Consider the following 14229-nt stretch of genomic DNA (forward strand, 5'->3'; position numbering starts at 1 on the left):
CTTTTAAATTAAAAAGCAAGTAGTAACGCAGTTACACATATCCAAACCAGCGCATAATGCGCTGGTTTTTTTTTCGCTGCAAAGAGCTGCAAGCCACACCATATTAAACTCATAATCAGCAATACATAATTTTCTTGCTTAGATAAAGCCATAAACCCAGCCAGCGCTATGCTAAAAAATATCATGCCAGGAACGAACTGGCTTATAAAGAAACGCCTTGCTTGGTTATTCGCTTTAAAAAATAGCTGGTACTTTTCATGCAGTTTACCGCAATCAAATTGCAAAGAACTGGTAAATAACACAATAAAAGCCAGAGCTAGAATAGTGAATATCTCCGCTAAATCAGGCCGCTCATGCAATAATGTACTTGATGACATAAATACACACAGTAAAAGCGCACATCGCCATACTAAAACCCATGTATGGTTAACAAAGAACATCACCCAAAAGCTCAGTAATGAACTGACAGATAACCGAGCTCCTAGCGCTACCTGAGGGATAAATAAACTCAACGTAAATAGTAAAACAAACCCGAGATGATAAATCAGTGGCTGTATTTCAACAGGAACACATACTAAAATAGCACTCAATAAAAAACCGATCGTCAATGCCCGAGAGTTATATAAGCATAAAATCCCTAAACCAAATTGTAGCGACATAAACAGTATGAAGTGCGGGGCTTTTAACCACTGTGTAAGGGTTAAATCAAACGCAATAACCGCGCTTGCTACCAACCACCCATTACTTAATAGTAATAACTTAATATCCATTAACTTAAGCCAGCCAGGCTTTACAATCGTTCGCTGAAATAGCCGTTGTTGACTATTTTTAATAGCGGATTTCATCGCACTAAGCATCACACTTTGCAATAGTAAGTACAGCCACGCCATTTGTGCACCGTGTTGCGGCGCATCAGCACTGTCGATGATTTTGCCCAGTCCTAAAAATAGTAGCAGTATCATACCAAGCATGGCCGATCCCAACACCACAAAAAATAATAAGCCAAAATTTTTAAGTTGCACTAACAATTGCGCAAGTTCATTTTTATAGGCCTGATAGCGATAATCCATAAATGCGTGATATTGAGTAATTGTTTGCTTAATAGTTATGCTACTCATAAAGACATACACTCAAAGCCATGTTCGATAAACACTTCGGGTTCATGGCAGGTAATAATTATTTGCCCATCTGGTTTATCGAGTAAATAATCATCAAGTAAAGTTAATAAATAATGGATACTCGTTTGGTCAAGCGCTGCACTGGGCTCATCGAGTAATAAATAAGGTGCGCCACGCATTAAAGCCAATATCAACTGACATTTTTTTTGGTTACCCGATGACAACACATCAAAGCGAGTATTTAAAAATTCATTGAAGTTAAAACCGCTAATAAGTGCTGAAGGCCAATCACACCTCAGTGCACTCACAGATAAATTAATAATCTGTTTAGCTGTTAAAAAGTCAGGTAACGCAATTCTGTCACTGGCGATCGCAACCTGATTATGAGGGTCATTGAGCGTATTTCCGGAAAATAAAAACTCACCACTTTGCCTGCCTTCAAGCCCCGCTAACATCATCAGTAGCGTGGTTTTACCTTGTCCATTAGGTGCTTCAATACACACTCGTGGGGCTGTAAATGTAATGCTGTAGTCACTATATAGCGCGTTGGTTGTAAATTGTTTATTTAAGCCAATGACTTCAATCATAAATAGTTCCTTTTGTATGAGTAAGCATTATATCGCTAGCCGTATTTAAAACGATACAACCTTTGTAACACTTTGTTGCAGTTAACAATCATTAATCACTTGCGTTTAAAAAGTGTTCAGGTAAGACTAAAAACGTCATAACAATAAATCAAGGAATGTAACCATGAAACAATCTTTAAAATTCGCAACGGTTGCCTGTGCAATAACACTTGCATTGGGCGGGTGTAGTCAATCGACTCCATCAAATAGCGCCGTAAGTACACAAGCTCCGCAAGTTCAATCTATTAAAACGTATAATGCTGACACCTTTTTTGATACGACTTCAATCAGGGGCAATAGTTTTTCCTCAACAGGCGACAAAATTTTAGTTAGTAGTGATGAAAGTGGTATTTATAGCCTATACGAAGTAAACGCTACAACTGGCGATAAAACCCGTTTAACTAATTTTGAAGACAGCACCTACCCTGTGCGTTACTTCCCAAATGATGATCGGGTATTATTTACCAAAGATTCAGGCGGTAACGAACGCTACCACGTGTACGTACGCGAAGCTGATGGCACAGTCAAAGATTTAACGCCAGGGGATGAAACCCGCGCAAGTTTTGCAGGTTTTACTAAAGATGGCAGCCAATTTTTTATCACCAGTAATAAACGCGACGCGAAGTTTATGGACTTGTACCGCGTTGATAGCAAAACATATAAAATAACGCCTGTTTATCAAAACACATTAGGCCTAAACGTAGGTGCAATTAGCCCCGACGGTCGCTATATCGCTTTATCTAAAAGTAATACCAATAAAGACAGCGATACCTTTATTCTTGATACCTATAAAAAGTCACTCAAACCGCAATTAATTTCAAAGCATGACACACCAGCACAGTACAGCCCTGACACCTTCTCTGTTGACAGCAAATATTTATATTACTCAACAGACGCTAAAGGTGAGTTTTCACAGGTATGGCGTTATGACTTAGCCACCGGTGAACATAGCGCTGCATTAAAAGATGATTGGGATGTGAGTTTTATTTATTTCTCTAAATCAGGCCGTTATCAAGTAAGTGGTGTAAATGCTGACGCGAGCACCAAAGTAACCGTGATCGATACCCAAACAGGCAAAGAAATTGCGATGCCGACATTACCCGCAGGCAACTTGCGCAGCGTTAACTTTTCAAGCGATGAAAAAACGATGGCGTTTTATCTAAACTCAGATACGTCGCCAAGTAATTTATTTGTGTGGCAAGTTGGCAGCAATCAAGCAAAACAGCTTACAAATACGCTAAGTAAAGAAATTAACCAAAACGACTTAGTTGAAAGCACAATCGTTCGCTTTAAAAGTTTTGATGGCCTTGAAATACCTGGCGTTTTATACAAACCAAAACAAGCAAGCAGCACAAACAAAGTTCCTGCGCTTATTTGGGTGCACGGCGGACCAGGTGGGCAAAGCCGCACCGGTTACAGTGCTATGCAGCAACATTTAGTGAATCATGGTTACGCCATTTTTGCCGTTAATAACCGTGGCAGCTCAGGCTATGGTAAAACATTTTTCCACCTAGATGATAAAAAACACGGCACCGACGACTTACAAGATATTGTATTTGGTAAGCAGCACTTACAAGGTCTGGATTGGGTTGATGCTGATAGAATCGGTATTATGGGCGGCAGCTATGGCGGCTTTATGACCGCAGCAGCACTGGCTTTTGAACCGGAAGAATTTAAAGTCGGCATTAATATTTTTGGCGTTACAAACTGGGTACGTACCCTAAATTCTATTCCGCCTTGGTGGGAAAGCTTTAAAAAGTCACTGTACGATGAAATGGGCGATCCAGCGACTGACGGTGAACGTCATCGTGCTATTTCGCCATTATTTCACGCTAAGAATATCACCAAACCATTGATGGTTATTCAAGGTGCGAACGATCCTCGCGTTTTACAAGTAGAAAGTGATGAACTGGTTGCTGCGGTAAAAGCCAATGGCGTACCCGTAGAATATGTGTTGTTTGATGATGAAGGCCATGGTTTTAGTAAAAAAGAAAACCGTATTACGGCTTCTAACGCTTACTTAAACTTTTTAGATACCTATTTAAAATAGCGCGTTAGCCCATACAAGTATGGGCTAAATTTAAAATAAAGGCTGTGTGCTTGTTAGCATGCAGCTTTTTATTGGTGGCGTGTTAACTTTGGTTCAAATAACGCAAGCGCTAAACCAAACACAACTGCAAATAGTCCAATAAATTCAAGCCAGCTATTACCTGCATGTGAGATGAAGCGTGGGATAGCATCTGTTGTGTAAACACGTTTACCACTAGTCACTTCTTCAACAAATGATTCGCCAATATACTCATCCATTAATTTAAAAAGCTCAACACGCCTAGCAAGCATCTCTTTAAGTTTTTCTGCACGCTTTTCAGCACTGGGATCTATTATATAATTTTTCCAATGATTGAAAACATTGAGTGGTTCATCAGCTTTAATAATTCCAATAGAGCGATACTCATAAAAGCGTTCATTAAACACATAATTTTTATGACCTACATAAAATAATGCACAACCAAACGAAATTAAAAACATGACTAAATAAATCAGTGTTCGTTGTTTAACTGAAGTATTAACAGCTTGTTTTTTAAGCCACTGTTCAACATCTGCTATTTGTATTAACCTCGCTTTATCATGACTAGCTGCAAGCGGTTTCATAAATTCATCAATAGAGATATCTAATGCCAAAAGCAAAGATCTGAAAATGTCGTTAGAAGGAATTGATTTATCATTTTCTAGTTTTGATAAGTAACTTTGCTCTATACCCACTTGCTCTGCAAATTCAGGTTGGCTCAATTTTTTATTATTTCTTAACTGCTTTAGTTGTTGACCTAATGTGCTCATCTTAGTGCTTCCTTTTTAAAGTGAGACTAGATTCTTAGCTATTCATACAGATATAAGAAGCTGAATAATGAAGAATAATAAGGAATATTAACAGGTTAGTATAAAAGAGTCGATCTGATAGCTGATAGCTGATAGCTGATAGCTGATAGCTGATAGCTGATAGCTGATAGCTGATAGCTGATAGCTGATAGCTGATAGCTGATAGCTGATAGCTGATAGCTGATAGCTGATAGCTGATAGCCAAAGTATGTTTTATTAAAAGATTTATACAAGGATTTTATAAACTTGTTATTGAGGAAATAACAAGTGGCGGAGTGGACGGGACTCGAACCCGCGACCCCCGGCGTGACAGGCCGGTATTCTAACCAACTGAACTACCACTCCGCAGTGGTATGTGCATGGGGTAATGCACTTACTAATTTTATTCATGATATCAAGTGGCGGAGTGGACGGGACTCGAACCCGCGACCCCCGGCGTGACAGGCCGGTATTCTAACCAACTGAACTACCACTCCGCAGAGATATCATTATACTTGTTATTACTTAATTTGTTGGCGGAGTGGACGGGACTCGAACCCGCGACCCCCGGCGTGACAGGCCGGTATTCTAACCAACTGAACTACCACTCCAGCATACAAATTTTGTAATATAACATTGTTTAAATAGTTGGCGGAGTGGACGGGACTCGAACCCGCGACCCCCGGCGTGACAGGCCGGTATTCTAACCAACTGAACTACCACTCCAGCGCATATTTAAACTGTTATTTTTCTTATTGGCGGAGTGGACGGGACTCGAACCCGCGACCCCCGGCGTGACAGGCCGGTATTCTAACCAACTGAACTACCACTCCATAATAAGAATATGTTTTACAACCATATGTTGTGTAAGCGTTGGCGGAGTGGACGGGACTCGAACCCGCGACCCCCGGCGTGACAGGCCGGTATTCTAACCAACTGAACTACCACTCCAGCTTTACTTACAAGTTTTCGAAAATTGGCGGAGTGGACGGGACTCGAACCCGCGACCCCCGGCGTGACAGGCCGGTATTCTAACCAACTGAACTACCACTCCTTATTTTCGTTGCTGTCTAGGTCTCCCTTGGCAGCGGCGTGAATAATACGAACCAACACCTATTTCGTCAAGGGCTTTTTTGTTTTTTTACAGCCTTTTTAGTCATCCGACATCGAAAGGTTTAAAATTTCACCTGATTTGTCATTTTTTGAACCATTTTCACCAACTTCTTTTTTTTCATTACTTTGCGGCGTTGGATCCACTGCTGATTTTTTCTTCAAAAACGGTAAATTGATTTTTGGCAAAATTGATTTTTTCTGTACAAATACACGAATTGCTAACCCGCCTAGTAATAAAACCAGTAAATTCCCGCCAATAATTAAACTAATTAGCGTCATAGTCGACATTGCTTCGGCTTCTTTTGCCGCTTTTTCGATTTCTTGTAGCTGGGCTGCTGTCATAACCGGCTTTTCAATTTCTGGTACGGCTTCAATTGGTCGCTCTATTTCAAATTTATATGTAGGTAGAGTCGCCATAAATTCTCGGCCATTAATATTTGTACCAAAAACAGAAAGCTCAATACTGTATCGCCCCCAGTCATAATTTTTTATTGCAAGCTCTCGTGTTAATGTTTTATTGGCATCAAGCGTGAACATTTGCTCTTCATTATTGGGGTAATAAATTTTCCCTTGGATCAACACCGTCTCTGGTTGCACTATTTGGTTATCAAGGGTAATTGTTAATTGATGTTCTTGCAGATCATCTTCAGCTAACGCGATTGTATAGTTAAAAGGTGGCTCTTTTACTTCTATCATATCTTGTACAACGGTGCGTTTTAATAATGGGGTTTCAATATACAGCTCGGGTTGCCATTGCCCTGCTGGAAATACTAATTTGAATTCGCCAGTAAAAATACCATCTTTAGGGCGTTCGTCAAAACCACGCCCGTCATCTTTAAATTCTGCAACAGCTTGTGTTCCGGCACCAAAATTTGCGTAATCACTATTATTAGTACTTATAAAGTCTACATGTAAACTAACCACATCACGAAACAGGCCAACTTTAATAGGTTCACCATCATTGAGAACCTTTCCTGTGACTTTGACTGTTTCACCACGAAACAACAGCGACGGTAATGGATCAACCTGCAACTCAATTTCACCGAGCACCACTATACGGCTATTAGGTAAAATACTGCCAACCACTTGCCAAGGCCCAGCCATTGGCTGCTTAATCGTGATCAAATCATAGCTAAGTTCATCAAACCATTCTAGGTTTGCGTCATTGCGCGGCGACGTTGAATAGTATTTACTACCATCGGGTCTAACTAGTACAACAGCAGGTGAGCCGGGCTTACGAAAAAACAATAATGTTATTTCATCAATTTTGTGATCAATGCGAAAACGATTTTCAAGCAATGGAATTTCATTTTGCTGCCCATCGCGCTGTAATAGCGTAATTTTATCTTCACTTGTTGCATTACCAGTGTTCGGTAGCATGAATGCTAAACACACAGCTAACAGTATACTTCTCATGTTTTGCCTTATTCGGCGCGCCATACGCATTGGCCGCCAGCTTTATTGACTATATCTAGTCGCTCGTTATGAGCGAGCTGCTCATCGTGGGTCGCGTGTAATACAACTAAAGGGGCTCGGTTTGGGTCTAAGCGACGAATTTCTTTTTGCTGCTGTTCGCTGCCCTGATTTTTATTTTGATTTAGGTTGAGCTTTACTTGCCCACCCGTCATCGCTAAATAAACATCCGCTAAGATCTCAGAATCCAGTAGCGCGCCGTGTAACGTACGCTTAGCGTTATCGACATCATAACGACGACATAACGCATCTAGGTTATTCTTCTGTCCTGGATGCAAGTCACGCGCCATTTTGAGGGTGTCGAGAACTTGGCAGTAATCATGGGTTTTTTGATGGCCCTGATTAAGCAAGGCAAATTCATTATCCATATGACCAACATCGAACGGTGCATTATGGATAACTAGCTCAGCCCCTTTAATATAGTCTAAAAATTCTTGAGCTATTTGATGAAACAACGGTTTATCGCGTAAAAACTCATTGGTGATACCGTGAACATCAATAGCTTCTTCTTCACTTTTTCGCTGTGGGTTAATATATACATGAAAGTTATTCCCCGTAAGGCGGCGATTCACTAATTCCACGCACCCTATTTCTATAATGCGGTGCCCTTGTTTAGGGTCGATGCCGGTGGTTTCTGTATCTAAAACTATTTGTCTACGTGCCATATCGAATTTAGCCTGACTCTGGTATCTTTCTATAATCACTTTATTGTACATAAGATCAAGGGAAAACAGTGCAAAAAACCGTAGAGATTTACACCGATGGCTCATGTTTAGGTAATCCGGGCCCCGGCGGTTATGGTATTTTTATGTTTTATAATGACCACGAAAAAAAATTAAGCCAAGGCTACACCCTCACGACCAATAATCGCATGGAAATGCTGGCAGCCATTGTTGCACTTGAAAGTCTAAACCGCCCTTGCGATATAAATCTTACTACCGATAGCCAATACGTAAAGCAAGGTATTGAGTCATGGGTTGCAAACTGGAAAAAGCGTGGCTGGAAAACTGCCGCCAAAAAGCCGGTGAAAAATGTTGATTTATGGAAACGTCTTGATGAGGCCTGTGCCCGCCATAACGTTACGTGGAAGTGGGTAAAAGGCCATAGTGGCAATAAATACAATGAAATTGTTGATGATTTAGCCCGTGATGCCGCAGGCAGCAAAGATTTATTGGTCGATGAAGGTTATAACCCTGAATAATACCAGGTGGTAATTCATCGCACACTATTTTACAACTTGGTTATATGATATAAGATTTGGATATATCATATAGTGGAGTTGTAAAATGTCTATCTCAGTCGAGTCTTTTTTTCATCAACAAAGTGCTACATTTACGTATTTAGTCTATTGCCTAACGACTAAAACAGCCATGTTGATCGATGCCCCCGCTGATTTTGACGCGGCGAACGGTACATTAAGCTTTGAAACTGCTGATGACATCATTGCTCACATCAACCGTAAGCAACTGACATTAGAATGGATATTAGAAACACACGCTCATGCTGATCATATTACTGCTGCAAGTTACATAAAACAGCAGTTAGGTGCATATAATCCCTGCAAATTAGCTACCGGTAAAAATATAGTCCAAGTACAAGCTCATTTTAGCCGCCTTTACAATATTGATATGCCATGCGATGGAGTCCCTTTTAACTTACTTTTTAGTGATAACGACTGCTTTACGCTGGGCGAGCATACTGTGCAAGTACTAGCAACACCTGGTCACACACCTGATAGCGTCAGCTTTTTTATTGCCGGTAATTTATTTGTAGGCGATACCTTTTTTATGCCAGATAGTGGCACGGCGCGATGTGATTTCCCTGGTGGCAGTGCTGAGCAACTATATCAGTCGTTGCAACGCATTTTAGCTTTACCAAATGAAACGATTTTATGGATGTGCCATGACTACCAACCTAATGGCCGCGCACTTGCTAATAAAACATCTGTAAAAGAGCAACGTATTAGCAATATACACTTACAAACCACCGAACAGGATTATATTGCAACGCGTAATAACCGTGATGCAACACTCAGCGCGCCAAAATTACTACATTCGGCAATACAAATGAATATTCGCGCAGGCCAGTTGCCGCAACCTCAACAAAATAGGCAACGATATTTAACGATCCCGCTCACGGTGCTGCTTTGAGGTTTGGCGAAGGCCCGCTCCTTTTACAGGTGAAAACTGTGGCCGTGCATGCCATTTAGGTTTTATCGGGGTCAGTGGTGTAACACGTTTGCGTGCTACGATCATATAAACACTCCCCATTGGCTTTAGGTATTGTTTTGTAAAGCGTCGCCATGGTGCAAACCGAGACAACCGATTACCACGCGCCAGTGAAGAATAAATAAAACGCTCATCGCTGACAATTTCAAATCCCAGTAGATTAAGCCAATCTTTTACCCGTGCAGGTGTAAAAAAGCGCCCAGTCCATGGCAATTTTTGGCCACTAAAAGGTAATAACTGCGCAAGCCCACATAAACTAAATGGGTTAAAGCCGGTGATAACCATATAACCACCAGGGATCAAGGTACGATGTGCTTCGCGTAATATATGGTGTGGATCTGAATGATATTCTAAGCAATGGCTTAAAATACATGCATCAACGCTGTGCTCATAAAATGGCAGTTCATCTATATCAGCAACCACCCCTGTAAATGGTCCAGATTCAGCGACGCAAACTTGGTGTTTAATAGTGCTTTCACTGGTATTGAGTTCACCACTTAAATTACCAAGCTTGAGCATGTGATAGCCAAACATACGCGGCAACCACTTCCCCATTTTTCGCTCTATATCGCAACGTAAGTAGTCACCATGAGGAAACTCTTGCCACGACAGTGGTTTGGGTCCTTCTTGAAAACTAAGGGCTGGTTTCATGCGCTAAGCTCGTTATAATGTTTAATATCGTCACTTTATAGAGCAATGCCACATGGTGCAAGTCAAAGCAATTAAAGCCTTTTCTGATAATTATATTTGGTGCCTAAGTCGAGCTGAATGTGATCAAGTTTGGGTTGTCGATCCTGGTCAAGCAGAGCCTGTATTAGCACATTTAGCAAAACATGGTTTAACCCTCGCAGGAATTCTAATCACGCATCATCATTATGATCACACTGATGGCATAGCCACTTTGTGCGAGGAATTTAATTATATTGACGTATATGGCCCACACAACAGTCCATTTAAAGGAATAACTAAGCCGCTCAAGGATAACGATAGTTTAACGGTTCTGGGGACTCAATTTACTATTATGACAACACCTGGACATACGCTGGATCATATTTGCTATACCCATCCCACTTTAGCTTTTACTGGAGATACGTTATTTAGTGGTGGATGTGGACGCTTATTTGAAGGCACGGCGCAGCAAATGTATCACTCTTTCGATAAACTAAAAACGCTACCCGATGACTGTAAAATTTATTGCACTCATGAATACACCCAAGCCAACCTAGCATTTGCATTGGCTGTAGAACCTAACAATCCAGATCTGATTTATTACAATGACTGGGTGAGGGCAAAGCGTCAGAAAAATGAAATCACGCTGCCAAGCACATTAAAACAAGAGCGAAAAATAAACCCATTTATGCGCAGTGATTTGTCATCAATAACAGAGTACTTACCAAAGAAATTTTGCGTAATGGCAACACAACTAAAACAAAATAATGAACCTTGGCAACGCTTTGCAAGTCTTAGAGCGTGGAAAGATCATTTTTAGTGTAAAAAATCTAAACAGATTATTTAGTTAGCTGATAAACAGCCCATTATTGCATATTTAAAACGGTCATAAAGTGGTAATACCGTGTCATAACGGGTAGTATTTGCCGAGTTTTTTACCTGATGTATTGGTATTTATGAAGAAATCCCCCCTCGTTTTAGCCTTGGCACTAACGCTAAGTGGTTGTCAGACATTGACATCAACACAATCTGATGACGTTATTGTCAATCAACAAGAGCAGCAGCTTAATGGCGCAAGCCCTAACGACATCAGCGAAGCATTAATGATTAATGCGCAATATCAACAAGTCAACGAACTTGATGAAGCGCCGCCTATTTTTGATGATGTGTGGGAACGAATCCGTTACCAATTATCGATTGAAGTGCCACAAAATCGACCTGTTGTTACTGAGCGTAATTACTATGCCCGTCATCAATCATATTTAGATCGCATTTCGAAACGAGCCGAGCCGTACCTGCATTTTATTGTTGAAGAAGTTGAAAAACGTGAAATGCCAATTGAAATTGCGCTATTACCCATTGTTGAAAGTGCTTTCGACCCATTTGGTTACTCACACCGTACAGCTTCTGGTATTTGGCAATTCATGCCACAAACAGGGGAACGTTTTGATTTAAAACAAAACTGGTGGTACGACGGCCGTCGTGACATTGTACAATCAACCCGTGCGGCACTTGATTATTTGTCGTATTTGCATAAAACCCTTGAAGGTGACTGGCTCAACGCTATAGCAGCATACAACTCAGGTGAAGGTCGCTTATTACGCGCAATTAAAAAGAACCGTAAAAAGCATTTGCCAACTGACTTTTGGTCTCTTGATTTACCCAGTGAAACCACTGCGTATGTACCAAAGCTATTAGCCTTGTCTGACTTATTAAAACGTCAAGAAGAATTTGGTCTTAAATGGGATCCGATCATTAATGCACAAGTTGTCGAAGTCGTTGATATTGGCTCACAAATTGACTTAGCACTCGCCGCAGATATGGCCGATATTAGCTTAACTGAGTTGTATCGTTTAAATCCGGGCTTTAACCGCTGGGCAACAGATCCTAATGGCCCACACTTTTTATTATTACCCTCTGATAAAGTAGAACAATTTCAGCAGTTACTCGCAAAAACTGACTTAAAAGATCGCTTACGCTGGCAGCAGTATATTGTCGCCAATGGTGATAGCTTATCGGTTATTGCTAATAAATTCTCAACCAGCGCCGCTGCAATTAAGTCACTGAATAAACTTAAATCAAATACAATTCGTGTTGGTCAACAGTTACTCGTGCCATTAAGTGATGGTGCGATTAATAGCGCGCACTTACCCAAACAAGTACGCATGGCCGTGAATAAAAGCACGAAAAAGAAGCTCTCTCACACGGTTAAAAGTGGTGATACGTTATGGGATATAAGTCGAGAATACGATGTAACCATTAATGAGCTCGCTAAATGGAACAAACTTAAAAAGAATAGCGTATTACGTTTAGGCCAAAAGCTAACTGTGTATAAAAGTGCTAAGAACACCCAAACAGCATTAATTAGCACCAACCGTACGATTATCTATAAAGTCCGTCGCGGTGACTCACTCGCGCGCATTGCATCTAAGTTTAACCTAACGATCAACGATATTATTAAATGGAATGATCTCTCAGGGCAAAAATACTTACAACCCGGGCAAAAGTTAAAGCTAAAAGTTGATGTAAAAAGCACATAACGTAAGCTAAAACATAACTAATAAAAAGAGCGCTCATGCGCTCTTTTTACTTACTCTGGAAGCTTCGTTAACCACAGCTTTAGCCAAGGCTCTGTTACTGGCCATGGCTCAAAGTTTTCACTGGCATCTATTTCTAAGCGATTACCAACAGGCTTTGCTTGTAAGTCGCGTAATAACTCATCAAAGCTTCTCCCTGCTCCACAAAATGTTTCACCATAGCACCTATCTCCCATCGCTATCACGCCAAAAGGTTTGCCTGTCAACATAGGGGAAGTGCTATTCATAGCAAAATATAACCCCGCTAAATTACTTGGCACATCACCTTGCCCTGTAGTTGAGGTAACAATTAAAATATGCGAGGCATTTTTTATATCATCAAGTGATGCTTCAGTAATTACAACGGCTGTATGACCCACTTGCTCAATTGTTTTTGCAATATCATCGCTTAAACGTTCTGCGCCGCCATTAACACTGCCTACAAAAATACTAATATGTGCCATTAATAATCCTTTTCTGTATTTGGCCAGCCAAGTTGTTGGCAAATAGTAAGCATTGCCTCACCTAACGGCGCTTTAATATTGATCAGTTGTTGAGTATAAGGGTGCACAAAATTAAGCTCCGTTGCAAATAACATTAATCGACGTAATTCAAAATGCTCTCTAAAAAACTGGTTATGCTGATTATCACCGTGATTTACATCACCAATAATTGGCAATGATAAGTGTTTTAAGTGACGGCGAATTTGATGTTTTCGCCCCGTTTTAGGAAAGCATTCCACCAGCGAATAACGTACAGTGGGGTATTTACCAATCGGGATCGGCAACGTAGCTTGATGTAAACAGTTAAACTGGGTTTGCGCCTCTTGTGGCTCCTTATTTTGATCTGCAAACTTATCAGCTATTTTATCAAGCTCTTCTTTAAGTGGCTTGTCTAAAAATACCGACTCTGGTGCAAAACCACGTACTAACGCTAAATACCGTTTAGATATTTGACCATCAATAAAAAGCTGATTTATATCACGCGCAGCTTCAGAGCTTAATGCAAAAAGCAATATACCCGAGGTAGGCCTATCTAAACGATGCACTGGAAAAACATGCTGACCTATTTGGTCTCGTAACATTTGCATTGCAAACTGTGTTTCATGCTTATCTAAAAATGAACGATGAACCAGCAGACCTGATGGTTTGTTAATAGCAATATAGTTTTCATCGCGATATAAAACCTCTAATTCACCAAATTCAATTGGCTCAGGGCGTTCATTCATGACCACTTCCTAAAATGTTATCAAGCTCAGAGAGTAATGCAGTGATGGCTGCCGCACCGGTTTTTTTTGTCAGCATTAGCTCGGCTATCGGCGCAATTGAAAAATTACTTGGTAATGGATGTTGATGAGTGACTAACATTTGCATTTTTTCAATAAATACAAATTGTAACCACTGCTCAAACGCCATTGTATCGTGACAAAAAGGCATTGTTGAGTCTAACGCTTGAACATCAATAGGTTCATTTTGCCAAAGTTGATGCTGCTTTAATAAAGCTTTAAGTTGCGTTAAATAGGTTTGGGTTAATTGGTACATAACCACCCTCTTTGATAAATATTGGTTAA

Annotated in this window: 14 protein-coding genes and 7 tRNA genes; 5 read left to right on the forward strand and 16 right to left on the reverse strand. The window is 40.6% G+C overall.

Annotation, left to right across the window (positions count from 1 at the left end; translation table 11 throughout):
• Positions 1 to 8 precede the first annotated feature (8 nt).
• Both A7967_RS12905 and A7967_RS12910 read right to left on the reverse strand, forming a co-directional pair.
• Positions 9 to 1118, reverse strand: coding sequence for a DUF6136 family protein (locus tag A7967_RS12905; protein WP_054454222.1), 1110 nt, complete (start codon positions 1116 to 1118; stop codon positions 9 to 11).
• Positions 1115 to 1705 carry an ATP-binding cassette domain-containing protein gene (locus A7967_RS12910; protein WP_054205622.1) on the reverse strand — a complete coding sequence of 197 codons (591 nt, stop codon included), beginning with the start codon at positions 1703 to 1705 and terminating at the stop codon, positions 1115 to 1117. The genes A7967_RS12905 and A7967_RS12910 overlap by 4 nt, the downstream gene beginning before the upstream one ends.
• Before the next feature lie 163 nt (positions 1706 to 1868).
• Between A7967_RS12910 and A7967_RS12915 the strand changes: the two genes are divergently transcribed.
• The gene (locus tag A7967_RS12915) at positions 1869 to 3794 is read left to right on the forward strand and encodes a S9 family peptidase (RefSeq protein ID WP_054205621.1); all 1926 of its coding nucleotides are present in this window, start codon (positions 1869 to 1871) and stop codon (positions 3792 to 3794) included.
• A 68-nt stretch (positions 3795 to 3862) separates the two neighbouring features.
• On the opposite strand, the gene A7967_RS12920 is transcribed toward A7967_RS12915, so the two are convergent.
• The 10 genes from A7967_RS12920 to dnaQ all read right to left on the reverse strand — a co-directional run bounded on the left by A7967_RS12920 (position 3863) and on the right by dnaQ (position 7851).
• A complete protein-coding gene (locus tag A7967_RS12920) occupies positions 3863 to 4582 on the reverse strand; it encodes a helix-turn-helix domain-containing protein (RefSeq protein ID WP_064435773.1) in 720 nt (239 codons plus the stop codon).
• Between the two features lie 307 nt (positions 4583 to 4889).
• Positions 4890 to 4966 (reverse strand) — tRNA-Asp (locus tag A7967_RS12925).
• A gap of 54 nt (positions 4967 to 5020) precedes the next feature.
• Positions 5021 to 5097 (reverse strand) — tRNA-Asp (locus tag A7967_RS12930).
• Positions 5098 to 5134: 37 nt separating this feature from the next.
• Positions 5135 to 5211, reverse strand: a tRNA-Asp gene (locus A7967_RS12935).
• A gap of 38 nt (positions 5212 to 5249) precedes the next feature.
• Positions 5250 to 5326: transfer RNA gene (locus tag A7967_RS12940), tRNA-Asp, on the reverse strand.
• 30 nt (positions 5327 to 5356) lie between these two features.
• A tRNA-Asp gene (locus A7967_RS12945) sits at positions 5357 to 5433 on the reverse strand.
• Between the two features lie 41 nt (positions 5434 to 5474).
• Positions 5475 to 5551: transfer RNA gene (locus tag A7967_RS12950), tRNA-Asp, on the reverse strand.
• A 26-nt stretch (positions 5552 to 5577) separates the two neighbouring features.
• Positions 5578 to 5654, reverse strand: a tRNA-Asp gene (locus tag A7967_RS12955).
• A 98-nt stretch (positions 5655 to 5752) separates the two neighbouring features.
• A complete protein-coding gene (locus A7967_RS12960; RefSeq protein ID WP_054205436.1) occupies positions 5753 to 7129 on the reverse strand; it encodes a TIGR03503 family protein in 1377 nt (458 codons plus the stop codon).
• Positions 7130 to 7137: 8 nt separating this feature from the next.
• Positions 7138 to 7851: a DNA polymerase III subunit epsilon gene (gene dnaQ, locus A7967_RS12965; protein ID WP_064435774.1), complete on the reverse strand. Its 714-nt coding sequence runs from the start codon at positions 7849 to 7851 to the stop codon at positions 7138 to 7140.
• A gap of 68 nt (positions 7852 to 7919) precedes the next feature.
• On the opposite strand from dnaQ, the gene rnhA reads away from it, so the two are divergent.
• Both rnhA and A7967_RS12975 read left to right on the forward strand, forming a co-directional pair.
• Positions 7920 to 8387 (forward strand): ribonuclease HI, encoded by a 468-nt coding sequence (rnhA, locus tag A7967_RS12970; protein ID WP_054205438.1) that lies wholly within the window; start codon positions 7920 to 7922, stop codon positions 8385 to 8387.
• 85 nt (positions 8388 to 8472) lie between these two features.
• Positions 8473 to 9336 (forward strand): MBL fold metallo-hydrolase, encoded by an 864-nt coding sequence (locus A7967_RS12975; protein WP_064435775.1) that lies wholly within the window; start codon positions 8473 to 8475, stop codon positions 9334 to 9336.
• Here A7967_RS12975 and A7967_RS12980 read toward each other — a convergent pair.
• Positions 9307 to 10065: a class I SAM-dependent methyltransferase gene (locus tag A7967_RS12980; RefSeq protein ID WP_054205440.1), complete on the reverse strand. Its 759-nt coding sequence runs from the start codon at positions 10063 to 10065 to the stop codon at positions 9307 to 9309. The two genes, A7967_RS12975 and A7967_RS12980, sit on opposite strands and share 30 nt — an antisense overlap.
• Positions 10066 to 10117: 52 nt before the next feature.
• Here A7967_RS12980 and gloB point away from each other — a divergent pair, with 52 nt between their 5' ends.
• A complete protein-coding gene (gene gloB, locus A7967_RS12985; protein ID WP_054454208.1) occupies positions 10118 to 10903 on the forward strand; it encodes a hydroxyacylglutathione hydrolase in 786 nt (261 codons plus the stop codon).
• Between the two features lie 136 nt (positions 10904 to 11039).
• Positions 11040 to 12623 (forward strand): LysM peptidoglycan-binding domain-containing protein, encoded by a 1584-nt coding sequence (locus A7967_RS12990; protein WP_054454206.1) that lies wholly within the window; start codon positions 11040 to 11042, stop codon positions 12621 to 12623.
• A gap of 50 nt (positions 12624 to 12673) precedes the next feature.
• Here A7967_RS12990 and A7967_RS12995 read toward each other — a convergent pair whose 3' ends face one another.
• The 3 genes from A7967_RS12995 to A7967_RS13005 are packed head-to-tail and all read right to left on the reverse strand — an operon-like array spanning position 12674 to position 14200.
• Positions 12674 to 13123 (reverse strand): flavodoxin, encoded by a 450-nt coding sequence (locus tag A7967_RS12995; RefSeq protein WP_054205443.1) that lies wholly within the window; start codon positions 13121 to 13123, stop codon positions 12674 to 12676.
• Entirely contained in the window at positions 13123 to 13887 is a 765-nt protein-coding gene (truC, locus tag A7967_RS13000; RefSeq protein ID WP_054205444.1) for a tRNA pseudouridine(65) synthase TruC, read from the reverse strand. The genes A7967_RS12995 and truC overlap by 1 nt, the downstream gene beginning before the upstream one ends.
• Positions 13880 to 14200, reverse strand: coding sequence for a YqcC family protein (locus A7967_RS13005; RefSeq protein ID WP_054205445.1), 321 nt, complete (start codon positions 14198 to 14200; stop codon positions 13880 to 13882). Before A7967_RS13005 ends, truC begins: the two co-directional genes overlap by 8 nt.
• Positions 14201 to 14229 lie beyond the last annotated feature (29 nt).

This window comes from Pseudoalteromonas neustonica, assembly GCF_001653135.1.
Lineage (GTDB): Bacteria > Pseudomonadota > Gammaproteobacteria > Enterobacterales > Alteromonadaceae > Pseudoalteromonas > Pseudoalteromonas neustonica.